The following is a 22,119-nucleotide window of genomic DNA, read 5'->3' as shown; positions in this document are numbered from 1 at the left end:
CGGGAATCCTCAAGGAGGGTTTGGCGAGCATCCACGCGGCGATGGTGGACCCGTCTGCCGAGAGCGGGTATCGGGTCCTCACTTCATTCCCCGTCCCGTAGGTCAAGAGTAGTAAGGGTGTGAACAGGTGTCACCGTCGGGTGATCGTTTTCGTGAACTGCGTAGGCTCTTGCGTTCCTATGAGGCTACCGGCTATTCCTTCGATGACACGGACGAGCATGGCGGTCCTGCGCTCGCTGCCTATCTGAGGCAAGCGGCGTCCCATCCCGCGTGGGCGGCCGAGGCGGCGGCAGAGATCGATGATCTCTTGGTAACCGGCCTGTTCAGTGATGAGATCGCGAATGACGTCGACCTGCTGCCGCATATCAACCCACCTCGCGGTAAGACTGTTGAGGAGTGCCTGGCCGTTATCCGCCATCACCTCAACGACTTCCTGGCAGGAAGGACGCCTGCGGATCGGATCCCTCCCCAGACCTCATGGGAATGGAGAGAGCGGTTCCCCGAGCTGACGCAGCTGTTGGGTGCGTATTTCCATCAAGATTTTTCGCTTGAGTACTCGTCGCACAGGGAAGCGCTGGACGACTACATTTCAGGTGTCTCCGAGGCTGACCTCCGCCGTGTGGCGGACGAGATCAGGGAATTCTTGAGTATCAACGAAACGGATCCGGTGCTCAAGAAGTCTGCTGCGACGATCGGTCTCGGAGTGGCCCCGCCGCAGGGTGTGCGGCTTCGCCGATGGCTGGCAGACGTGCGGGAGATCGTCATCCACCGTCTGCAGGGGTAGCAACACATCTGTCTGCAGGGAACCAGGGCGTGGGATGTCGGGCGCGCCGCCCTTGTGGGAGGGCGGCGCGGACCTGCCGGGCCCGTCAGGACGGTTGTTCCTGCATGGAGGCGGTGATGACGGAGAACGCGCCGCCCTGGGGGTCGGTCAGGACGGCCATGCGGCCCGCCGCCATGTCGAAGGCGGGGGCGAGGACGGTGCCGCCGGCGCGGACGGCGGCCGCCTGGATGTCGTCCACGCTGTCCACGTGGAAGTACGGCTGCCAGTGCGGCGGGACGCCCGGCGGGAGCTTGCTCAGGTCCATCATCCCGCCCACCGCGCGGCCGGCGACCTGGAACTCGATGTACTCCTCGGCGCCGGGCATCTCGGAGCGGGCCGTGGTGACGGGCAGGATCGAGGAGTAGAAGGCCGATGCCGCCGCCAGGTCGGGGGTGGACAGCTCGTTCCAGATCAGGGCGCCGTGCTCGTTGACGATGGCCGCGCCGTCGAAGGTGCCGGGCTGCCAGAGGCCGACGACGGCGCCGGCCGGGTCGGTGATCACGGCCATCCGGCCGAGGTCCATGACGTCCATCGGGCCCATCATGACGGTGCCGCCGGCGTCGGTGACGGACTTGACGGTGGAGTCGATGCTGTCCGTGGACAGGTAGGTGGTCCACACGGTGGGCGGCAGGGGGTCGGGGGTCGTGCCGTCCGGGTTCATCGCCTTCATGATGCCGGCGACCGGCTTGCCCTTGAGAGTGCAGACGGCGTAGCCGCCCTGCTCGGGCGGGCCCACTTCGCCCTGCCAGCCGAAGAGGTCGCTGTAGAAGTCGATGGCGGCCTGCTGGTCGGGGACCATGAGGTCGATCCAACAGGGGGTGCCGGGCTTGTAGGGGCCGTTCATGTCGGGCACGGGGGCCTCCGGGGTGGGACGGGGGTGGACGGGCCGACCCATACCCGGCCCCGCGGCGACGGAATCGCGCCGTGCGGGTGACGCGCCGTCCCGGGTACGGCCTAGACCCCCACGCGGGAGGCCAGGCGAGTGGCGGCCGTGTGGAGTTCCGGGGTGGTGCCGAAGGGGAGGACCGCCGCGCGGGTCGGGACGCGGACTCCGCCCGTCAGGGCGATGCGGGTGCCGCCCGGGGCGGGGGCGGCCGCCACGCCGACCAGGAGGAAGCGGCTCTGGAGCCAGCACCAGCCGGGGCGGCGGTAGCCGCGCAGGTGGGCGCGGAAGCCGTACTTGCTGCGGGCCAGGAGTTCGATCCGGTCGCCGTCGGTGCGCAGGAGGCGGGTGTGCCGGAGGTCGGGGAGGAAGGCGAGATCGGCCATGGCCGGCCAGACCTCCTCGAAGGGGGCCGGGAGGGTCCGTTCCACGACCTGGGCCCCGCGCACTCCCGCGGCCATGATGTGGAGGCGGTGGACGTCGTCCATGTGCGGCGTCATGCGGACCATGCCTTTCGGAAGCTGGAACGGGCCCGGTGCAGGCGGGACTTGGCCGTGCCGGGCGGGATGTTCAGGACGGCGGCCGCGGCCTCCTCGTCCAGGCCCTCCACGTCCCGCAGGACGAGCACCGCCCGGTGGGCGGGGGAGAGGCGGGCGAGGACGTCCTCGATGTCGGAGGCCAGGTGGGGGTCGCCCTTGGCCGGGAGGTCGGTGAGGTCGGGCGTGGGGCGGGCGCGGGAGGTGCGCTGGGCCGTGCGGACGGCCTCGCGGACGGCGATGGCCCGCACCCACCCGTACAGGGCCTCGGGGTCGCGCAGGGAGCGCAGGGCGGTGAAGACGGCCAGCAGCGCCTCCTGGGCGGCGTCGGGGCCGTCCGCGAGGGCGATGGGTGTGCAGATCCGGGTGACGTACGGGGTGAGGTGGTCGAGCAGCCCGTGCAGCGCGAGGGTGTTCCCGGCGCGGGCCGCGCGGGCGAGGGAGATGCCGCGTTCGCGGTCGGCCGGGGTCATCTGGCGCGGGCCAGCCGTGCGGCCGCCCAGCCGAAGCCGAGGCAGGCGGGGGTGTAGAGGGCGAGGTTGAGGGTGTGGAAGGGGCTGTCGGGCGGGCTGGGCAGGAGCCCGGCGGCCCAGCCCAGGCCCGCGAGGCCCCGTACGGCCAGACCCGCCGCCACCGCGCCGGTGACGGCCCGGGCGGCCCGGCCGCCGCGGCCGCGGGAGTGCGCGAGGACGGCGGCCCCGGCGGTGAGGGTCACCGCGGCCAGGGGCAGGACGACGGGCGGGGCGAAGGACACCTCCGTGCCGAGGACCGCCAGGGAGAGCGCGCGTTCGCCGGAGGCGGGCCAGGTGGCGCCGGTGGCCCAGTACAGGTGCGCCAGGCCGTCGGCGGCCAGGAGCGCGGCGAGCGCGGTGCCGGTGCGGCGCCGTGTCGTGTCGGTCATGGGCATGTGGGGTCCCCCTCGGTGGGTCCGGGTGCCGTGCACACCGAGGAGGTCCCGGGCGGGCCGGAGGTTCCGTGTGGCCCGCGCCACATGTCAGTAGACGCCGTCCAGGGCGGAGGCGGAGGCGGCGCGGTAGCAGGCGGAGACCACGGTGAAGTTGAGCATCGTCTGGTTACCCCCGTCCTTCATCGCGACGACGTTCATGGCGAAGCCTTCCCCCTTGTTCTCGGCCCAGATCTCGGGGTCCTGATCCTTGGTCTTGGCCTTGCCGTCCTTGGTGATCTTCCAGCCGTTCGCGACGAGCGCCTTGCGCAGGTTCGCCATGCCCGTGTCCACCTGCTCGTCAGTCAGGGCGTACACCGACCACGGGTGCCTCAGGGAGAACAGGTCGTCCCCGTACTCGTCGCAGCGCGAGACGCCCGGGCCCGGCTCGGTCACCTTGCCCTTGATCCCGGTCATCTCCAGCAGGCGGCTGGAGACGGCCTTGGCCTTCTGACGCGCCGGGTCCGGATCCATCCGCACCGGCGTGTAGTCGAGTTCCTTCATGTTCGAACACCCCACAGAGAGCGCTGACAGTGACGCGATGGCGACCGCGAGGGCCAGGGCCCGCACGCCGGAGATACGGCGCCGGCCGACCGAACTTCGTATGTCAGCCACGCTGGACCTTTCCGTAGTGACCGGCGATCACGTTCGCCTGGTTCTTGACACTCGCCGAGCCGTCCCGCCAGTAGTCGGTGTGGCTGTCGGAGTCGTTGGCCATGATGTGGGCGCCGAAATCCTCGTCCGAGGGTACGTTCGAGCCCCACACCGTGCCGAACGGCAGCAGTTCCTGCCACATCTCGGTGTCGCCGCCGAGCCCCGCGATCTTGCCGCCGAGCGGCACCTGGTCGTCCCACGTGGAGGCGGCCTGGGACCAGACGTGGTCCGCGCCGACATCCAGGTCGCCAGCGTGCTTGACCATCATGCCGGGGCTGCCGACCGCGATGATGTCGTCGGCGCGCAGGTCGCCCGCGTTGGATGCGGCGCCGACGACCGTGCTGCCGTAGCTGTGGCCGATGATCGTGGTGTGGCTCTTGTCAGCGCCGCCCTGGACGTGTTCCAGGCCCGCCATGAAGTGGTTCAGGTCGGGGGCCGCGTCGAAGGCGTAGTGCTTCTTCATCGCCTCCGGGACGATGCTCTGCGGGGCGTCGTAGCCGATCCAGCTGATGGTGGACACGTTTTCCCCGGGCACCAGAGCGTGCGTCTGCCTCCACAGTTCACTTGTGTGGTGCAGATACTGCTCGGTCTTGGCTATGTCGGTGAACGTGCCGGGGACGAAGACCGCGGTGTGCGTCGCCGTGTCCGGGTTGCCGTTGGCGACGATGGACCGGCCGCCGCCCTTGGTGTCGAGGCCGAGGAGGTAGGCCTCCGGGAGGCCGTCCTGGCCCGTCTGGTCGAAGCGGTCCTGCACGGCCTTCATGCCCTTGAGGTTGCGCTCCAGGAACGCCTTGTCGTCGGCGTACTTGTCCTGCCACTCCCGCCACTCGGGGTTGACCCGGGTGGCGCGGCCCAGTCCGATCCACTTCTTCGGGACCGGCGGGATCCCGTCGTACCTGATCTGGAACTCGGCCGTCTTCTCCGCCAGGACGGTGCGGTTGGCCTCGTCGCGGACGACGGAGGGCAGCCCGTCCAGGGCGCCGACCTGGGCGGCGTTCAGGGACAGGTAGGCGGACTGGTCGTCGGGGCTGAGGCCGTTCCACCAGCCGGCGTTCGCCTTGGGGTCGTCGCCCTTGGGCGGGGGCTTGATGTGGTCCAGGTAGTCCTTCGCGGCGGTGCGGACGTCGGAGGTGTCGCTCTGGACGTCCGTCCAGTCGCGGTCGGAGACGACGAGGTCGTCGTCCGCCTTGAGCTTGCGGAGCCTGGGCGCCCACTGGGTGTCGGCTTCGGTCGCCTCGGCGACGGCCTGCGCGATCCGGTTGGCGATCTCCACGGCCTTGCCGAAGTTCGGGTTGGGGTGGATGGCGGCCGCCTGCCGTTCCAGGGCGGAGGCCAGGTCGTTGGCGTCGCGGGTCGGGTCGATGACCCCGCCGGACGGTTTGCCCTTGGCGCTGCCGGTGACGGTGCCGCCGTCGGGGACCTTGCCGTCCTTGGGTTCTCCGCCCGGCGGGAAGGTGACCGAACCGTCCGCGCCCACGGTGAACTTGGCGGCGGCCGCGTCCTCGACGGCGTCCTCCAGTTTCCGCTTGGCGTCGGTGAACGCGGCGGCGAGCGCCTTGAGGGAGGTCGCGGCGAGCGCGCATTCGGTCTGTACGTAGTGGAAGTTCTTCGCCAGCTCCCGGAGCGAGCCCAGGGCCGCCTCGACGGCCACGCCGGACAGGCCGGCCCGCAGCCGGGCCGAGATCTGGCCCTCGGTGTCGCCGTAGGCGTGGTCGGCCATGCTGCTGGCGGTCTTGTAGCCGTCGGCGGCCTCCGTGAACTCGGAGGGTTTGAGGGCTTTGAGTGCCGCGTAGTCCATGGGTCAGCTCACCGGTCCCCGTCGCCGCCGGTGGCGGGGGTGTCCTTGTACTGGCCGTTGACCTGGTCGAATCCGCTCTTGACGGCCTCGTCGTTCGCGTACTGGCCCTCGCCGGCCTTCTGGAGCGGGCCCTGGAGCGCGGAGCACTTGCCCGCCAGGCCCTCCAGGTACGTCTTCCAGGACTGGTAGAGCTCGTCCTGTGCGGTGGCGCTCTCGACTCCGGCCTGTGCGGCGCCCTTCTGTCCGTCGCCGAGTCCGGTCAGGGCGGTCTTGACGTTGGTCGCCAGGCCGCCGAGGTCCTGGGCGGCCCGGTTCCAGACCGTCTTGTCGGACTTCAGGTCCTCGCTGCCACCTCCGCCGCCGCCGTCGGCCGCGGCGGCGCTCGCGAGGTGCATCTGCGGTGGGGAGGCGGCCTGTTGCTTGAGGCTCGCCCACTCTGCTTCGAAGGTGGTCGTCATGCGGAATCGGCCCCCGTCATCGCGATCGGTGTGATTGACGGGTCATCCTATGAGCAGGTTCCGCTTGGCCGACCGGGGCCCGGGGCCAGGGGCCAGGGCGGCCCCGGGGGTTACTCGTTCACCAGGACCGGGATCGAGAGGACCGCGCTCGCCGGGGTGCCCGTGAGGCGGTCGGCGGGGACGGTGAAGTCGATGCCGTCGCCCACCGCGCGGGGGCCCGTGTGCGGCTGCCCCGCGTGGCCCTCCTCGCCCTCCTCCTGGTAGTGGAAGGTGCCCGTGCCCAGGAGGCGGCCCTGCGCGTCGTAGTAGGCGGCCGTGATCTCCAGGGCCAGGGTGTCGCTGACGTCCGAGCTGATGGCGATGTGCCCGGTGACGGACGGGGCGCCGGTCGTCAGGCGCGTGTTCGTCAGCTGCACGCGGTCCGTGAACGGTCCCTGCTCGGTGCGGACTTCGCCCGCGGCGGGAGCGGGGGTGAGGACGGCGGCCGGGGAGGGCGCGCTGCGCGGGGCCGGCAGGGACACCGGGGCAGCGGCGGCCGGGCCCGGGTCCTTGGCCGCCGACGGGGCCGCGGAGCCGCCCGAGCAGCCGGTGGCCAGCGTGAGGAGGGCGGCCACGGCGGTGACGGCGGCGGCCGCGCGGGGGAGGTACGTCAGCGACATCGGGGATGCTCCTGGAGGAAAAGCGGGCGGCCGGGGCCGGGGGAGTGCGCCCCCGGCCCCGGCCGCCCGGGGATCAGTGCTGCTGCGGGGAGCGGCCGAACAGCGAGCGGTACAGCTTGCCGTACAGCTCGGTGTTGATCTGGCTGGTGGCGAAGGCGTTGCCGCCCGGGCCGTAGGCGAAGATCGGGACGTCGGCGCCGGTGTGGTTGCCGGACAGGTAGGTCAGCCACAGGCTGGCCTCGGGGCTGCCGTCCTTGACGCCCGCCGGGTCGTCCGGGGTGCGGAAGGTCGCCGGGGCGAAGTTCTTCGTGTCACCGGCACCCGCGCCGTTGACGATGCCGCTGGAGCGGACCGGGTCCTTGGCGCCCGAGGAGGAACGCGAGGGGACGCTGTTGTTGGCCGGGTTGCCGGAGTCCGTGTTCGCCGGGGGCGCCACCGCCTCGGCGTTGGTGTACGTGCCCTTCTCGATGATGTTGAAGCCGGCGCACTCGTGGTCCGCCGTGACGACCACGAGGGTGTGGCCGTCCTTCTTCGCGAACTCGTAGGCGGCCTTGACCGCGTCGTCGAAGGCCTTGACCTCGTCGAGGGTCTGCGCGGCGTCGTTCGCGTGCGAACGCTTGTCGATCTGGGCGCCCTCGACCTGGAGGTAGAAGCCCTTCTTCGGCTTGCCGCGGTCGTACGAGCCGCCCTGCTTGCGGTCGGTCAGCAGCTGGATCGACTTGCGGGTCATGTCCGCGAGCGAGGGCTCCTGCTTCTGCGGGGCGTCGGCCGGCAGGGCCGCCTTGTTGTGCTCCACGGTCAGGTTGCCGCGGTTGAACAGGCCGATGACCTTCTTGCCGTTGGCCTTGTCCAGGTCGGCCTTGGTGGCGACCTTCTGGCTGGCGGCCGTTTGCGCGGGCAGGCCCGGGTCGCCGAAGCTGCCGAGGACCTGGTAGCCCTGCGCCTGGAGCGCCTTCTGGTCGTCCGGCTCGAAGCGGGCCAGGCCGCCGCCGAGGATGACGTCGGCGGTGCCGTTGCGGGCGATCTGCTCGGCGATCGGGGTGATCAGGGTCTTGTCGGCCGGGGCGGCCTCGTAGCTGCCGTCGTCCTTCTTGGGCAGGCAGGCGGCGTCCGAGTACGTCGGGCCCTGGCAGCCGCGCAGCAGCGCGTGGCTGAACTGGGCGGCCGGGGTGGCGTCGGTGATCTCGGCGGTGGAGACGTTGCCCGTGGCGAAGCCGGCCGCGTGGGCCTGCTCCATCAGCGTGCCGACCTTCTTCTCGTACGCGTCCACGCCGATGGCCGCGTTGTAGGTCTTCACACCGGAGGCCCAGGCGGTCGCGGAGCTGGCCGAGTCGGTGACCAGGGCCGGCTTGGCGCTGTTCTTCTCCACGGCGTAGGTGGCGACCGCGCCCGTGTTCGGGAGGGTCTCCATGGTGAGCTTGCCGCCGGCGCCCACGAACCGGTCCCGGGCGGCCGTCACGTGGGTGCGGCCCATGCCGTCACCGAGCAGGTAGATGACGTTCCGGATGTCCTGGTGCGAGTCGCTCTGCCGGGGCGCGGAGTTCGCGGTGACGGCGGTGCCGGCGGCCACGGCACTGGCGATGGCCAGGACGGTGAGCGTCTTCAACGGTCTGCGCATGTGCGGGAGATTCCCCTCGGGTGTTCGGCACGGTCGGGCCGAACGTAAGAGGGCTGTGTGAACGGGACGCTACCGCTTGGTATTGCCCGGCCGAACAGGGCGGGCATGACAGGGCACGGTCAGGAGTGGGGTCGCTTGGGGCGCCGCCCGGCCGGAGGGCGCGGCCGGGCGGCCGCACCGTGGAGAACGACCGCTGTGCGCGATCCCTCCGAAGAACCGCCGACCGAGCCGGAGGCGCCGGCTGCGCCGAACTCCGGTCCGCACGGGACACAGACCCGCGGCCCCCTGGAGCAGGAGCCCACGACACCGTCAGCCAGGGACGTCATCGCCGGGATCGCCGACGACGTGCTCCGCGACCTGGACGCAGGCCGCCGCCGCGAAACGTGACCGGTGTGGCGCCTTCGGCCTGCCGGGCGTCAGGGGCCGGCTACTGCCAGAAGATCTGGATCGACGTTCTCCCCGCGGTACGGGTGGCGCGCGGTCAGCAGCTCGAAGAGGGCCTCACGGCACGCAGCCGGTGGCGGATGCGGGAAGCCGCGTCCAGGAGGCCACGGGCCACGTCGGCGTCCGTGGCTTCGGCGGCACGGGCTTCCAGGTCGGCCACGTGCTGGTCGAGCCCGGGGTCGCGCGCGAGGGCGTATTCACCCCACCAGCGAGCCATGAACGCCGGGACCGGGCCGATGTCGTAGGCGTCGCAGATCTGTCGCCGCCAGGCGGAGTCGAAGTCCGGTAGCAGGGCCGGTGCGTGAGCGGCTATGGCGGCGCGCAGGGCCTTCGGCGTGTACTCCGGCATCGGCGGTACGGATTCACCCGGCGCAGGCGTCGCGGTCGTCATTCCCGGCTCCTCCTCGGATCGGACGCCTCCCACGATAGAACGCGACGGCCCCCGGCGCGGGGTGCTTGCGCCGGGGGCCGTCGTGGGGTGGTGCGTCAGAGCTTCTCGGGGGTGCGGATGCCCAGGAGGGACATGCCCTTGCTCAGGGTGCGGGCGGTCAGGTCGCACAGGAACAGGCGGTTCTCGACCTGCTCCGGGGTGTCGGCCTTGAGGACCGGGCACTCCGCGTAGAACGTCGTGTAGAGCGACGCCAGCTGGTACAGGTACGCGGCCAGCTTGTGCGGGGCGTACTCGGACGCGGCCTCCGCCACCAGCTCGCCGAAGCCGTCCAGGTGCAGGCCGAGCGCCCGCTCCGAGGGCGTGAGCTCCAGCTCCGGGTGAGCGGCCGGGCGGGCCTCGCCCGCCTTGCGCAGGATCGACTGGATACGGGCGTACGCGTACTGGAGGTACACGGACGTGTCGCCGGTCAGGGAGACCATCTGGTCCAGGTCGAACTTGTAGTCGCGGGACGCGGACGTCGACAGGTCGGCGTACTTCACCGCGCCGATGCCCACCTGGGCCCCACGCTCGGCGATCTCCTCCTCCGTGAGGTCCTGGGCCTTCTCCCGGACCACGGAGGCGGCCCGCTCGACGGCCTCGTCCAGCAGGTCCACCAGCCGGACCGTCTCGCCCTCGCGGGTCTTGAACGGCTTGCCGTCCTTGCCCAGGACCGTGCCGAAGGCCAGCTGGACGGCCTTGACGTCCTCGTTCAGCCAGCCGGCGCGGCGGGCCGTCTCGAAGACCATCTTGAAGTGCAGCCCCTGGCGGGCGTCCACGACGTAGATCAGCGTGTCCGCCTTCAGGTTGCCCACGCGGTCGCGGATCGCCGACAGGTCGGTCGCGGCGTAGCCGAAGCCGCCGTCCGACTTCTGGACGATCAGCGGCGTCGGGTTGCCGTCCGGGCCCTTGTACTCGTCGAAGAACACGCACAGCGCGCCGTTGGAGCGGACGGCCACGCCCGAGTCCTCCAGCAGCTTGCAGGTCTCCGCCAGCATGTCGTTGTAGCCGGACTCGCCGACCACGTCCGGGTCCTGGATGTCCATGTCCAGCTTGTTGAAGACCGAGTAGAAGTAGATCTTCGACTCGTCCACGAACCGCTGCCACAGGGCGAGGGTCTCCTCGTCGCCCGCCTGGAGGTCCACCACCCGGGCCCGGGCCCGCGTCTTGAACTCCTCGTCGGAGTCGAACAGCGCGCGCGAGGCCTTGTAGAGGCGGTTGAGGTTGGACATGGCCTCCTCGCCGGAGGCCTCGCCCTCCCCGCCCTTGTGGTCCAGCTCGTGCGGGTGCTCCAGCAGGTACTGGATCAGCATGCCGAACTGGGTGCCCCAGTCGCCGATGTGGTGGCGGCGCACCACCTTCTCGCCCGTGAACTCCAGGATCTCCACCATCGCCGCGCCGATCACGGCGGAGCGCAGGTGGCCGACGTGCATCTCCTTGGCCACGTTCGGCTGCGCGTAGTCGATCACCGTGGTGCCCGCGGACGGCGACAGCGGCACGCCGAGGCGGTCGTCGGCGGCGCGCGCCGCGAGCGTCCGGACGATCGCCTCGTCCGAGACGGTGATGTTGAGGAAACCGGGGCCCGAGACCTCGATGTCCTTGATCAGGTCGCCGGTGGGGATGGCCTCGACCACGGTCGTCGCCAGCTCGCGCGGGTTGGCCTTGGCCTTCTTCGCGAGCGCCAGGATGCCGTTGGCCTGGAAGTCGGCCCGGTCGCTTCGTCGCAGCAGCGGGTCGGCCGCACCGGCCTCCGGCAGGGCGGAGGCGAGGGCGTCCGAGACGCGCTGTTCGACGGAGGAGGCGAGGGAAGGGACCGAGGCCATGAGCTGCCGTTCCTGTGAGGTTGTGCCCGAGTGGGTCTTGGGCGCTTTCGACAAGTGCCGAGTATCCCACGCGGAGGCTGCCTGGTTCTCGGCATATCGCCTGCCGTATCACCAGACGGAAGCAACCCCGGAGCGGCCCCTTCCGTCTGGGAGAATGGCCGAAGCCAGCATTCGAGATAGAAGGACGTGTCGTGGCTCAGAGCGCGCAGAGCAACACAGAGACCGACTGGGTCTCCCGTTTCGCGGACGAGGTCATCGCCGAGGCGGAGCGCCGAGCCCCGGGCAAAACCATCGTCGTCGCGTCCGGCCTCTCCCCCTCGGGCCCGATCCACCTGGGCAACCTGCGCGAGGTCATGACCCCGCACCTGGTCGCGGACGAGATCCGCCGCCGGGGCCACGAGGTCCGCCACCTCATCTCCTGGGACGACTACGACCGCTACCGCAAGGTCCCCAAGGGCATCCCCGGCGTCACCGAGGAGTCCCACGCCCAGCACATCGGCCGGCCGCTGACCTCCGTGCCCGCCCCCGAGGGCTCCCCGTACCCGAACTGGGCCGAGCACTTCAAGGCCGCCATGGTCGCCTCCCTGGCCGAGCTGGGCGTCGAGTACGACCCCATCAGCCAGACCGAGCAGTACACCTCCGGCGCCTACCGCGACCAGGTCCTGTTCGCGATGAAGCACCGCGGCGACATCGACGCCGTCCTCGACCAGTACCGCACCAAGCAGAAGCCGGGCGGCAAGAAGCCCCAGCAGAAGCCCCTCGACGAGGCCGAGATCGAGGCCGCCGAGGGCTCCGGCGCCGCGGGCGAGGACGACGGCAGTGCCGAGGGCGCCGAGTACTTCCCGTACAAGCCCTACTGCGGCGCGTGCAACAAGGACTTCACCAAGGTCACCGCGTACGACGACGAGACCACCGAGCTGACCTACGTCTGCACCGAGGACCAGTTCACCGAGACCGTCAAGCTCTCCGAGTTCAACCGCGGCAAGCTGGTCTGGAAGGTCGACTGGCCCATGCGCTGGGCCTACGAGGGCGTCGTCTTCGAGCCCTCCGGCGTCGACCACTCCTCCCCGGGCTCCTCCTTCCAGGTCGGCGGCCAGATCGTCGGCCTCTTCGGCGGCGAGCAGCCCATCGGCCCGATGTACGCGTTCGTCGGCATCAGCGGCATGGCCAAGATGTCCTCCAGCAAGGGCGGCGTCCCCACCCCGGCCGACGCGCTGAAGATCATGGAACCGCAGCTGCTGCGCTGGCTGTACGCGCGCCGCCGCCCGAACCAGTCCTTCAAGATCGCCTTCGACCAGGAGATCCAGCGCCTGTACGACGAGTGGGACAAGCTGGAGGGCAAGGTCGCCGACGGCTCCGTGCTGCCGGCCGACGCCGCCGCCCACTCCCGCGCCGTCCGCGTGGCCTCCCACGAGCTGCCCCGCACCCCGCGCCCGATGCCGTACCGCACCCTCGCGTCGGTCGTCGACATCACCGCCGGACACGACGAGCAGACGCTCCGGATCCTCTCCGACCTGGACCCGTCGCAGCCGCTGACCTCCCTGGACGACGTCCGCCCGCGCCTGGACCGCGCCGAGAACTGGATCACCACCCAGGTCCCGGCCGACCAGCGCACCCTCGTCCGCGAGGAGCCCGACGCCGAGCTGCTCGCCTCCCTCGACGAGGACGCCCGCCGCTCCCTGGCCATGCTGCTGGAGGGCCTCGACACCCACTGGTCGCTCGACGGGCTCACCACCCTCGTCTACGGCGTCCCGAAGGTGATGGCCGGCCTGGAGCCCGACGCCAAGCCGACGCCGGAGCTGAAGGTCGCCCAGCGCGAGTTCTTCGCCTTGCTCTACCGCCTGCTCGTCACCCGCGAGACCGGCCCCCGCCTGCCCACGCTGCTCCTCGCGGTCGGGGCGGACCGGGTCCGCAAGCTGCTCGCCGCCTGAGGCCGCGGGCACCGCTGAAACGGAAGGGCCCGCACCACCGGAGTCACCGGGGGTGCGGGCCCTTCCGCGTGCGCACCGCTCAGGAGATGAACTTGTTCTCCAGGCCGCGCTGGTAGCGCTGCTTGAGCGCCGGCATCATCGCGTCGATGACCGCGACGCTGTCCGGGTGGTCGAACCCGTAGTCCACCAGGGCCTGGGCCAGCTGCTGGGCCGTGGGGTGGCCGCCGATCGCCTCCACGTGGGCGTGGTACGCCTCGTACGCCGCTTCCTCGAACTTCTCCTGGTCCTGGGCGTCGTGCGCCTCGTCGGACTCGAAGGACCCGGCGGCCCCGGCGGCTTCCGGGAAGGAGCCCTGCTCCTCCGGGCCCGTCGGCGGCATCACCGGGGTCGGCTCCAGACCCTCCACGTACTGCGGGTTGTAGCGGCCCTCGTACGTCGCCTGCGGGGCCTTCGGCGCGGCGAACCAGGCACTGTCATGGGCGGCCGGCATGGCCTCCGGGGCCACCGCGAACGGCGCCGGCGCCTGCGCGAGCTTGGCCTGGCCCCGGCGTGCGGCGGCCCGGTCCAGGCCCTCCCACTGCTCCGGAACCCCGGGCCCGTCCGCGCCCTCGGCCTCCGCAAGCCCCTGGAGCCCGGTCGGCCGCTGGACCGCGGCCGGCCCCTCGGCTCCGGCCGGCCCCTGGACCCCGGTCGGCGCCTGCGGCCCCATCGGCGCCGCACCGGCGGCCTGCGGAGCCGCCGCCACGGCGGGAGCGGGCGCCGCCGCCTGGGCCGGGACCGCCGCGGAGGCCACGGCGCCCGCGCCCGGACCCGCCGGCAGGGCCGGCGCGGCAGCGGCGTCACCGGCCGTCACCGCGGCCCCCGCCGCGACCGGCTGGGCCTTCACGACCGCCGGAGGCAGCAGCACCGGGTCGATCCCCGCCGCCGCCAGCCCCTCCGGAGCCGTCTGCGCCAGCGGCACGCCGATCCGGGCCAGCCGCAGCGGCATCAGCGCCTCCACCGGCGCCTTGCGCCGCCACGCCCGCCCGTACCGGGCCTGGAGCCGCGCCTGGTAGATCAGCCGGTCCTGCTCCATCCCGACCGCCTGCTCGTACGAGCGCAGCTCCCACAGCTTCATCCGGCGCCACAGCTTGAACGTCGGCACCGGCGACAGCAGCCAGCGGGTGATCCGCACCCCCTCCATGTGCCGGTCCGCGGTGATGTCCGCGATCCGGCCCACGGCGTGCCGCGCCGCCTCCACGGTGACCACGAACAGCACCGGGATCACCGCGTGCATGCCCACGCCCAGCGGATCGGGCCAGGCCGCCGCCCCGTTGAACGCGATCGTCGCCGCGGTCAGCAGCCAGGCCGTCTGCCGCAGCAAGGGGAACGGGATCCGGATCCACGTCAGCAGCAGGTCCAGCGCGAGCAGCACGCAGATGCCCGCGTCGATACCGATCGGGAACACCAGCGAGAAACTGCCGAAGCCTTTCTTCAGCGCCAGCGCGCGGACCGCGGCGTACGAGCCCGCGAAACCGATACCCGCGATGACGACGGCTCCGGCGACCACGACACCGACGAGGATCCGGTGCGTACGGGTCAGCTGCATCGCGGCCACGCGCGATCCCCTCCCTTGTCGAGCTACAGGCAGGCACAGCGTACGGGTGACCCTGCGTCACCCGTGTCGTAGGCCCCTACTGCTTGGGCGAGGCCGACGCCGACGGGGAAGCGGAAGCCGACGGCGACTCCGCAGCCGAAGGCGCCTGCTCGGTGCCACCGTTGGCCACCGAGGTCACGACCTCCTTCGTCGCGGCGATCGCGTCCTGGAGCATCTTCGCCTGGTCGGGTGCGCCGGCGCCCTCATAGGCGGCACCGTTGAAGTCGAGGGTGATCACGACGTTCTGCGTGCGGGCGACGACCGTGGTGTTGAAGAAGTCCACGTCCTTCTTGATCCCGTAGGTCACGGACGTGCCCTGGTCACCCACCCCGTCGGCCTGCTCGGTCTTGAAGTCGTGACCGTCCTTGGTGGTCTTCGCCAGCTCTATCTGCTTGGTGTACTGCTCCTCCGCGCGCTTGTTGCCGCTGCCGAGGGAGGCGTGCGAGTCGTAGCGCACGAGGGACACCGACAGCCAGCGGTACTGCGAGCCCTTCGTGCCGTCCGTCTCCAGCCCGTTCCAGGAGCAGCTGGCGCGGTTGGCGAGGTCGTTCGACTTGGCCGCCGTGCCGTTCTTGTCCTTCGCGTCGTGGACGAGGGACTCGACGGTCTTGGCGGGCACCGCCTTGCAGGGGTCCGGCAGCTTCGTGAACGCCACCTTCTCCAGCGTGGCCGAGCCCTTCGTGCCCGACGCGGAGGACGAGGACGACGACGGCTTCTTGCCGGAGCCCGAGGCCGAGGAGGACTTCCCCGAGTCGGAGGAGCAGCCGGCGACGGTGAGGACCACGGGGACGGCTGCGCAGGCGAGGACGCGGGTGAGGCGCGAGGCTGATCGGTGCATGGTTCCTTCAGACGTTGGGGACATCTCGGTGGTTCCGGGTGGTGCTTCGGGGTCGTGCCCAGGGGTGTGGGACCCCCGCAACGGTAGCCCGATCCGGAGCCCGCCTGCTGTGCGCGCCGTCACGCGGGCCGTGCGCGCCCCCCGGGGGCGGCGCGCTCACTCACCGAACCGCTCCGCGAGGGCTTCGGCCAACAGGCGCGCCTTGTCCTGCGTTTCCGCGGCCGGCGGGACCTTGCCCGGGGCGGACGGCTGCACGCTGTACTCGACGGTGACGATCACGTTCGAGGTGCGGAACACGATCCGCACGGTGCGCGCCTGCGCGGCGGTGGCCCCGGCCGCGCCCAGCTTGTCGTCGAGGAACCCCTCGCTCCCGAGCCCCTCCAGTACGCGCGAGCCGAGCTCGGGGGAGGCAGTGGAGGAGGGGGACGGGGAGGCGCCGCCCGGCGGGACCTCGGACGTGCCCGTGGCGGGAGCGGCGGGGGCCACCGTGGCCGCGGCCGGGCTCGGGCTCGCTCCCGCACCCGGGCTCGCGCTCGCCCCCGCACCCGGGCTCGCGCTCGGGCTCGGGCTCGCGCTCGGGCCGGGGAAGGGCAGGTGCGCGTCCGTCAGCCGGCGCACGTACACCTGGCGCGCCTTGTCGTCGTCGCCGGCGGCGGCGCGGTCGTAGGAGACCACCCGCTCGAAGGTGACCGACAGCAGCAGGGTCGCCTCGGGCGTCTGCGCGTTCCAGCGGCAGCCCACGTGCCGGTCGCCGTCGTACGAGGACTCGGCGGTCCCGGCGTAGAGCTGCTCGCGCTGCTCGGTGGTGAGGGAGTCGGAGGCCGGGAGCATGGCCCGCAGCCGCTTGCCGTCGACCGCCTTGCAGGGCTGCGGGAGGCTGCGGTACTTGCCGGGCTGCGCGGGGGCGGCGGAGCTGCCGCCGTTCTTCGGGTCGCCGGCGCCGCCGACACCGCTGCCGCCGGTGCACGCGGTCGCGCCCGCGGCGAGCGCGGTGAGCATCGCGACACCCGGCAGGAATCGGCGCCGCATCCGCGTGCGCTCCACGTCCATCGGCTTCACTCGCTCCCCTGGCTTCCTTGGCGTCCTCGGGAAATTCCGTTGCCGCGACTCGGGCACGGATGGACACAATGTCTATCGCACACGCTGGTGCCGGCGCCGGTTCCCTGTCTGGTTTGGGGGTATGAGCGCGGCTTTTCGCGTACTCCTACCTTTCTGCTGATTTCCGGGGGATTGTTCTGTTATGTCGTATGTAGAGGTGCCCGGGGCGAAGGTCCCGATCAGGATGTGGACGGACCCGGCGTCGGTCGAGGACAGCGCGATGCGCCAGCTTCAGAACACCGCCGGCCTCCCGTGGATCAAGGGCCTGGCCGTGATGCCGGACGTCCACTACGGCAAGGGCGCGACGGTCGGCTCGGTGATCGCCATGAAGGACGCGGTCTGCCCGGCGGCGGTGGGGGTGGACATCGGCTGCGGCATGTCGGCGGTGAAGACCTCCCTCACGGCGAACGACCTCCCGGGCGACCTGTCGAAGCTGAGGTCCCGCATCGAGCAGGCGATTCCCGTGGGGGCGGGCATGCACCGGGAGGCGGTGGACCCGGGGAGGCTGTACGGGTTCTCGGAGACGGGGTACGCGGATCTCTGGCAGCGCTTCGACTACATCGCCGACGCGGTCAAATTCCGTCAGGACCGCGCCATAAAGCAGATCGGAACGCTCGGATCCGGAAACCATTTCGTCGAGTTCTGTCTCGATGAGTCGGGATCGGTCTGGTTGATGCTGCACTCCGGCTCGCGCGGCATCGGCAACGAGCTGGCCGCGCACCACATCGGCGTCGCCCGGGGCCTGGCCCACAACCAGAACCTGGTCGACCGGGACCTGGCGGTGTTCCTGGCCGCGACCCCGGAGATGGAGGCGTACCGCAACGACCTCTTCTGGGCGCAGGAGTACGCCAAGTACAACCGCGCGGCGATGATGAGCCTGTTCAAGGAGGTCGTCCGGCGGGAGTTCCGCAAGGCGAAGGTCTCCTTCGAGCAGGAGATCAGCTGCCACCACAACTACGTGGCGGAGGAGCGGTACGACGGCATGGACCTGTTGGTCACCCGCAAGGGCGCGATCCGCGCCGGCAGCGGGGAGTACGGGATCATCCCCGGCTCGATGGGCACGGGCTCGTACATCGTGAAGGGGCTCGGCAACGAGAAGTCCTTCAACTCCGCCTCGCACGGCGCGGGCCGCAAGATGAGCCGCACGGCGGCGAAGAAGCGGTTCTCCGCGCGGGACCTGGCGGAACAGACCCGGGGCGTGGAGTGCCGCAAGGACGCCGGCGTCGTGGACGAGATCCCGGGTGCCGACAAGTCCATCGAGCAGGTCATCGACCAGCAGACGGATCTGGTGCGGGTCGTGGCGAAGCTGAAGCAGGTCATCTGCGTCAAGGGATGACGGGGGAGTGCGGGGGCCCGGACCGGCTGCGGTCCGGGCCCCTCCGCATGTGTCGGCCCCTTCTCACTCGCCGTCGAGAAGGAGATCCACCGGGAGGTCCAGCGTCACGCCGACGTACTCGGGGACGGTGATGGAGGTGCCGCGCTTGTGGGATGTCCTCAGGCGGTAGGTGCCGTTGCGCGGGTCGCGGCAGACGACCACCTCGTCGTGGCGGCGGTCGGCGATGACGTAGAAAGGGACATCGGCTTTCGCGTAGGAGTCCACCTTGGAGCCGAGGTCATCCGCCCAGTTCGAGGAGGTCACCTCGACGATGAGGCGGAACACGTCGGGGGAGTAGCAGTTGTTTCGCCCCTTGAAGTCCAGGAAGTCCTCCGTGACGAGTGCGAAGTCCGGGATGGCGTAGTCGTCGGGTCCTGTGGGCAGCCAGATGCCGATGCCCTGCAGGTAGCGCAGCCCGGCCTTCTTGGCGCCGGCCTCGAAGAACTTTTCGGTCAGCCAGCTCAGAGTGAGCGCATGCTCCCCGTCGGCAGGTGGTGTCACGGTGAGCCTCCCCTGGAGAATCTCCACTCGGTGCCTGGGAAGCTCCCTGGAGAGTCGATCGGCGGCTTCCGCGATCGTGGTCTCGTGCTGCATCACGGCCATAGCTTCCTCCCTTTCGCGGCTCACGCTTTCGGAGCGTAGCGGTGCCCGCCGACGATTCGTGTGGATTCACCCGGATGGGCCTTTCGGTGGTGTGCGGGGGCAACTTCCACTTGTGGTGCGGGGGTTGACGGGGCGAGATGGTCTAGACCAAGGTGTGCGGCATGTGGAGAACTCGTGTGCTCGTCGCCGCTCTCGCGGCGTTGTCGCTGGGGGTCGGGGGCGGCGGGTCGGCTCAGGCCGCCGTGGGGTTGCCGCCCGTGGTGGCGCATGTGCCGACCTCGGAGAAGGTCGTGTTCATCACCATCGACGACGGGTGGACGCATGACGCCGACGCCGCCCGGACGCTCGTGGAGAAGCGGGTGCCCGCGTCCCTGTTCCTGTTGCCGGGGGCCACGGCGTACGACACCGGCTACTTCACCGATCTCGTCGACGGCGGGCGGGTCACGGTGGAGAACCACACCGTCAACCATCCCGATCTGACCACGCTGGACGCCGCCGGGAAGGACGCCGAGGTGTGCGGGGCCGGGGAGCGGCTGGAGGAGACGTTCGGGAAGGCGCCGAAGCTGCTGCGGCCGCCGTACGGGGCCGTCGACGACGACGTGCGGCTGGCGGCCAAGGCGTGCGGGGTGAAGGCGCTCGTCACCTGGACGTACGACTTCACCACCTGGAACCAGACCCCGCCGACCCCGCAGCTGAAGGGCGGGGACATCGTGCTGCTGCACTTCACGCCGACCCTCGCGGCGGACCTGGACCGGGCGCTGGGTGCGGCCAGGGCCGCGGGGCTGAGGCCCGCGCCCCTGATGCCGTACCTGCGGAGTGCCGGGCTGGTCTAGAGCTCGCGGTGGACCTTCGTGTTCGAGGCCTGGGCGCGGGGGCGGACCACGAGGAGGTCGATGTTGACGTGGCTGGGGCGGGTCACCGCCCAGGTGATGGTGTCGGCCACGTCGTCGGCGGACAGGGGGTGTGCGACGCCCGCGTACACCTTCTCCGCCTTCTCCTTGTCGCCGCGGAAGCGGGTCGTGGCGAACTCGTCGGTCTTGACCATGCCGGGCGCGATCTCGATGACGCGGACGGGCTGGCCGACGATCTCCAGGCGGAGGGTCTCGGCGAGGACGCGGGCGCCGTTCTTCGCGGCGACGTAGCCGGCGCCGCCCTCGTAGGTGGCGTGGCCGGCGGTGGAGGACAGGACGACGACCGTGCCGTCGCCGCTCGCGGTGAGGGCGGGCAGGAGCGCCTGGGTGACGTTGAGGGTGCCGATGACGTTGACCTCGTACATCGTGCGCCAGTCGGCCGGGTCGCCGGTGGCGACGGGCTCGGCTCCGATGGCGCCGCCGGCGTTGTTGACGAGTACGTCGCAGCGGGAGAGGGAGGCGGCGAAGGCGTCGACGGCGGGGCGGTCGGTGACGTCGAGGGCGTGGGCGGTGGCTTCGTGGCCTGCGGCGGTGAGCTCGGCGGCGAGGGCCTCGATGCGGTCCTTGCGGCGGGCGGTGAGGACGACGTGGTAGCCGGCGGCGGCGAGCTGACGGGCGGTGGCCGCGCCGATGCCGCTGCTCGCGCCGGTGACTACGGCGGTTCGGGTGGCCGTGCGCGTGCTCATGGGCGGGGCTCCTCGTTCGGTCGCGATGTGCGGTCGCGGTGGCGTGCGCTCGTTCGTCCGTGCGGATTGCGGGCGAACGCTCGCCAGCATAGGCCGGGGCGCTGACGGGGCGCGTACGGGAGCGGTGGCGAATGGGGGGTGGGCTCGCCCTCGTTCGTGTGATGGTCCGATCGGTGGTGGGCCGGGGTGGTTACCGTCCGCGCGAGGAGGTGGTGGCGGTGCGCCGTGGTGCCGTGCGGAGTGTGGTGGTGGCGGGCCTGCTGGTGCTGGCGGGGGCGGGTGCGGGGGCCGGGCCGGCGGGTGCGTGGGCCGGGCCGGAGGCGGACGTGGCCTACCACGGGCGGGTGTTCCTGGTGAAGGGGCAGCTGAGGGTGTGGATGGTGCCGCGGAACGAGGGACCGTCCGCGCTGGAGAACGCGACGGTGCGGGTGCGGCTGTCGGCGGACCTGGCGGACGTGCGGGCGCCGGCCGGCGGGTGTGCGCGGGCGGGGGAGCGCGAGGTGGTGTGCGAGACGGGGCCGCTGCCCGAGCACGGGCCGGGGCGGCACATCGGGCTGGTGCTGGGGCTGCGGGAGAAGCCGGCGGAGGTGACGGTGCGGATCGACACCTGGTGGAACGGCGGCGCGACGGACCGCAACCGCGGCAACAACGAGCACGTGGTGCTGGCGCTGGACACCGGGGACGCCTACGCGTTCTGACGGCTGCGGCGGCGTCCCCGGGGGCGGGTGTCAGACGGTGGCGCCGTCGCCGAACTCGGCCAGGGCCTCGTCGACGATCCGCTCCAGGCGGGAGTGGTGGGCGCCGCGCCAGTAGACGCGCTCGCAGTCGGCGCACTGGGCGAAGACGTCGTACGAGCGCTGCGTGCCGTGCTCCAGGCGGTCGCCCACGCTGTCCTTGTCGGCCTCCCGCAGGGTGCCGTTGCAGGCGGTGCAGCGGGTCCAGGGGGCCAGGGCGGGGGCGAAGCGGCCGAGGACGTCGCGGAGTTGCTCGTCGGGGTTGTCGCTGTAGACGTAGGCGCCGGCGAAGATCTCGCGGCGGCGCAGCAGGCCCCGGTCGCGGGAGAGCAGGACGCGGCGCTCGGCGGCGGAGCGGGCGGCGAGGGCGGGGTCGCCGGGGTCCTCGTTGTCGTAGGCGGCGTCGACGCCGAGCAGGCGCAGGCGGCGGGCGAGGGTGCCGAGGTGGACGTCGAGGAGGAAGCGCAGCGGGGCGCCGGGGATCCGCTGGGGGCGGTCGACGCCGAGCACCTCGACGGACTGGCCGGCCCGGGGCACGTACGAGACGGGCACCTCGCTGCCGTCGACGAGGAGGCGGCCGACCTCGGTGAGCGGTACGCCGGCGGATTCGACGACGTGTCCGAGGCTGGAGGCGCCGTCGGTGGCGGTCGGTACGCGGTCCAGGCGCCGGCTGGGCGGCGCGAAGAGGCGTAGTTCAGGGGCGAGGGTGAGCTCAATACCGGGACCGTTCACGGTCCCAGCATGCCATCGGGGTTGGGGGCGGCGCGGCGGAATTACCGGGCTTCGTCGTAGGCCTGGCGGTGGGCGCTGACGTCGTCGAAGTGGTTCTCGGCCCAGCGCTTGACGGAGGAGAGGAGGCAGCCGAGGCTCCCGCCGAGTTCGGTGAGGCGGTAGTCGACGCGGACGGGGACGGTGGCGGTGACGGAGCGGGTGACGATGCCGTCGCGTTCGAGGGAGCGGAGGGTCTGGGTGAGCATCTTCTGGCTGACGCCGGGGATCTTGCGGCCGAGTTCGCTGTAGCGCAGGGAGCCGTTGTCGGCTTCGCCGAGGGCGCTGAGGACGAGGCCGACCCACTTGTCGCTGATGCGGGCCAGGAGCTGGGAGGTGGGGCACTCCTTGACGAAGGCGTCGTAGGCGGCGCGCGCGTCCTCGCGGCGGGCGGCGGCGGTCTGGGTGGCCATGGGTGCCCACTTCCGGGTCGGGTACGCACTCCGAAGTACGTACTTACGGAAAGAGAGTAC

24 protein-coding genes are annotated in these 22,119 nt (G+C 71.4%); 6 read left to right on the top strand and 18 right to left on the bottom strand.

Translation table 11 applies throughout. The annotated features are described in order from the left end of the window. Positions 1–169: 169 nt before the first annotated feature. On the top strand, positions 170–784 hold the full coding sequence (locus ACZ5NJ_RS23205) for a contact-dependent growth inhibition system immunity protein (protein WP_468767022.1): 615 nt from the start codon (positions 170–172) through the stop codon (positions 782–784). Between the two features lie 85 nt (positions 785–869). On the opposite strand, the gene ACZ5NJ_RS23200 is transcribed toward ACZ5NJ_RS23205, so the two are convergent. From ACZ5NJ_RS23200 to ACZ5NJ_RS23160, 9 genes are all read right to left on the bottom strand, one after another. Further along, positions 870–1,667: a VOC family protein gene (locus tag ACZ5NJ_RS23200; protein ID WP_468767074.1), complete on the bottom strand. Its 798-nt coding sequence runs from the start codon at positions 1,665–1,667 to the stop codon at positions 870–872. Positions 1,668–1,777: 110 nt separating this feature from the next. Then, positions 1,778–2,206 carry a hypothetical protein gene (locus tag ACZ5NJ_RS23195; RefSeq protein ID WP_468767020.1) on the bottom strand — a complete coding sequence of 143 codons (429 nt, stop codon included), beginning with the start codon at positions 2,204–2,206 and terminating at the stop codon, positions 1,778–1,780. After that, positions 2,203–2,715: an RNA polymerase sigma factor gene (locus tag ACZ5NJ_RS23190; protein ID WP_468767019.1), complete on the bottom strand. Its 513-nt coding sequence runs from the start codon at positions 2,713–2,715 to the stop codon at positions 2,203–2,205. Before ACZ5NJ_RS23190 ends, ACZ5NJ_RS23195 begins: the two co-directional genes overlap by 4 nt. Further along, positions 2,712–3,143, bottom strand: coding sequence for a DUF3995 domain-containing protein (locus ACZ5NJ_RS23185; protein ID WP_468767018.1), 432 nt, complete (start codon positions 3,141–3,143; stop codon positions 2,712–2,714). The genes ACZ5NJ_RS23190 and ACZ5NJ_RS23185 overlap by 4 nt, the downstream gene beginning before the upstream one ends. A 93-nt stretch (positions 3,144–3,236) precedes the next feature. Then, the gene (locus ACZ5NJ_RS23180) at positions 3,237–3,689 is read right to left on the bottom strand and encodes a hypothetical protein (protein WP_468767017.1); all 453 of its coding nucleotides are present in this window, start codon (positions 3,687–3,689) and stop codon (positions 3,237–3,239) included. 103 nt (positions 3,690–3,792) lie between these two features. Beyond that, on the bottom strand, positions 3,793–5,637 hold the full coding sequence (locus tag ACZ5NJ_RS23175) for an alpha/beta hydrolase (RefSeq protein ID WP_468767015.1): 1,845 nt from the start codon (positions 5,635–5,637) through the stop codon (positions 3,793–3,795). 8 nt (positions 5,638–5,645) lie between these two features. Further along, positions 5,646–6,095 (bottom strand): hypothetical protein, encoded by a 450-nt coding sequence (locus ACZ5NJ_RS23170; RefSeq protein WP_468767014.1) that lies wholly within the window; start codon positions 6,093–6,095, stop codon positions 5,646–5,648. A gap of 110 nt (positions 6,096–6,205) precedes the next feature. Next, positions 6,206–6,754 (bottom strand): hypothetical protein, encoded by a 549-nt coding sequence (locus ACZ5NJ_RS23165; RefSeq protein WP_468767008.1) that lies wholly within the window; start codon positions 6,752–6,754, stop codon positions 6,206–6,208. A gap of 73 nt (positions 6,755–6,827) precedes the next feature. Next, positions 6,828–8,372, bottom strand: coding sequence for an alkaline phosphatase (locus tag ACZ5NJ_RS23160; protein ID WP_468767007.1), 1,545 nt, complete (start codon positions 8,370–8,372; stop codon positions 6,828–6,830). A 195-nt stretch (positions 8,373–8,567) separates the two neighbouring features. Here ACZ5NJ_RS23160 and ACZ5NJ_RS23155 point away from each other — a divergent pair, with 195 nt between their 5' ends. Next, positions 8,568–8,759 (top strand): hypothetical protein, encoded by a 192-nt coding sequence (locus ACZ5NJ_RS23155; protein ID WP_468767006.1) that lies wholly within the window; start codon positions 8,568–8,570, stop codon positions 8,757–8,759. Between the two features lie 94 nt (positions 8,760–8,853). Here ACZ5NJ_RS23155 and ACZ5NJ_RS23150 read toward each other — a convergent pair whose 3' ends face one another. Next, positions 8,854–9,207 carry a DUF6247 family protein gene (locus ACZ5NJ_RS23150; RefSeq protein WP_468767005.1) on the bottom strand — a complete coding sequence of 118 codons (354 nt, stop codon included), beginning with the start codon at positions 9,205–9,207 and terminating at the stop codon, positions 8,854–8,856. A 95-nt stretch (positions 9,208–9,302) separates the two neighbouring features. Further along, positions 9,303–11,066 (bottom strand): arginine--tRNA ligase, encoded by a 1,764-nt coding sequence (argS, locus tag ACZ5NJ_RS23145; RefSeq protein WP_468767004.1) that lies wholly within the window; start codon positions 11,064–11,066, stop codon positions 9,303–9,305. A 191-nt stretch (positions 11,067–11,257) separates the two neighbouring features. On the opposite strand from argS, the gene lysS reads away from it, so the two are divergent. Next, positions 11,258–12,997 carry a lysine--tRNA ligase gene (gene lysS, locus ACZ5NJ_RS23140; protein ID WP_468767003.1) on the top strand — a complete coding sequence of 580 codons (1,740 nt, stop codon included), beginning with the start codon at positions 11,258–11,260 and terminating at the stop codon, positions 12,995–12,997. A gap of 79 nt (positions 12,998–13,076) precedes the next feature. On the opposite strand, the gene ACZ5NJ_RS23135 is transcribed toward lysS, so the two are convergent. The 3 genes from ACZ5NJ_RS23135 to ACZ5NJ_RS23125 all read right to left on the bottom strand — a co-directional run bounded on the left by ACZ5NJ_RS23135 (position 13,077) and on the right by ACZ5NJ_RS23125 (position 16,521). Then, positions 13,077–14,585 carry a DUF2637 domain-containing protein gene (locus ACZ5NJ_RS23135; RefSeq protein WP_468767073.1) on the bottom strand — a complete coding sequence of 503 codons (1,509 nt, stop codon included), beginning with the start codon at positions 14,583–14,585 and terminating at the stop codon, positions 13,077–13,079. Positions 14,586–14,670: 85 nt separating this feature from the next. Next, on the bottom strand, positions 14,671–15,471 hold the full coding sequence (locus ACZ5NJ_RS23130) for a DUF3558 family protein (RefSeq protein WP_468767002.1): 801 nt from the start codon (positions 15,469–15,471) through the stop codon (positions 14,671–14,673). Between the two features lie 156 nt (positions 15,472–15,627). Continuing rightward, entirely contained in the window at positions 15,628–16,521 is an 894-nt protein-coding gene (locus ACZ5NJ_RS23125) for a DUF3558 domain-containing protein (protein WP_468767072.1), read from the bottom strand. A gap of 190 nt (positions 16,522–16,711) precedes the next feature. Between ACZ5NJ_RS23125 and ACZ5NJ_RS23120 the strand changes: the two genes are divergently transcribed. Continuing rightward, entirely contained in the window at positions 16,712–17,905 is a 1,194-nt protein-coding gene (locus ACZ5NJ_RS23120) for an RtcB family protein (RefSeq protein WP_468767001.1), read from the top strand. Positions 17,906–17,968: 63 nt separating this feature from the next. Here ACZ5NJ_RS23120 and ACZ5NJ_RS23115 read toward each other — a convergent pair whose 3' ends face one another. Beyond that, positions 17,969–18,547, bottom strand: a complete 579-nt coding sequence (locus ACZ5NJ_RS23115) for a Uma2 family endonuclease (RefSeq protein ID WP_468767000.1) — start codon at positions 18,545–18,547, stop codon at positions 17,969–17,971. Positions 18,548–18,708: 161 nt separating this feature from the next. Here ACZ5NJ_RS23115 and ACZ5NJ_RS23110 point away from each other — a divergent pair, with 161 nt between their 5' ends. Then, entirely contained in the window at positions 18,709–19,380 is a 672-nt protein-coding gene (locus ACZ5NJ_RS23110) for a polysaccharide deacetylase family protein (RefSeq protein WP_468766999.1), read from the top strand. Here ACZ5NJ_RS23110 and ACZ5NJ_RS23105 read toward each other — a convergent pair. Then, positions 19,377–20,144: an SDR family NAD(P)-dependent oxidoreductase gene (locus ACZ5NJ_RS23105; RefSeq protein ID WP_468766998.1), complete on the bottom strand. Its 768-nt coding sequence runs from the start codon at positions 20,142–20,144 to the stop codon at positions 19,377–19,379. The genes ACZ5NJ_RS23110 and ACZ5NJ_RS23105 overlap by 4 nt on opposite strands. A 218-nt stretch (positions 20,145–20,362) precedes the next feature. On the opposite strand from ACZ5NJ_RS23105, the gene ACZ5NJ_RS23100 reads away from it, so the two are divergent. After that, complete coding sequence (locus ACZ5NJ_RS23100) at positions 20,363–20,842, top strand: hypothetical protein (protein ID WP_468766997.1); 480 nt, start codon at positions 20,363–20,365, stop codon at positions 20,840–20,842. A gap of 30 nt (positions 20,843–20,872) precedes the next feature. Here the strand turns inward: ACZ5NJ_RS23100 and ACZ5NJ_RS23095 are convergent, their stop codons facing one another. Both ACZ5NJ_RS23095 and ACZ5NJ_RS23090 read right to left on the bottom strand, forming a co-directional pair. Then, complete coding sequence (locus ACZ5NJ_RS23095; protein WP_468766996.1) at positions 20,873–21,610, bottom strand: Mut7-C RNAse domain-containing protein; 738 nt, start codon at positions 21,608–21,610, stop codon at positions 20,873–20,875. A gap of 41 nt (positions 21,611–21,651) precedes the next feature. Further along, the gene (locus tag ACZ5NJ_RS23090) at positions 21,652–22,059 is read right to left on the bottom strand and encodes a winged helix-turn-helix transcriptional regulator (RefSeq protein WP_468766995.1); all 408 of its coding nucleotides are present in this window, start codon (positions 22,057–22,059) and stop codon (positions 21,652–21,654) included. Between the last annotated feature and the right edge of the window lie 60 nt (positions 22,060–22,119).

This window comes from Streptomyces sp. NPDC032091, from assembly GCF_055580265.1.
Note: the sequence above shows the minus strand (reverse complement) of the source record. Positions and strands in the feature narration are given on the sequence as shown.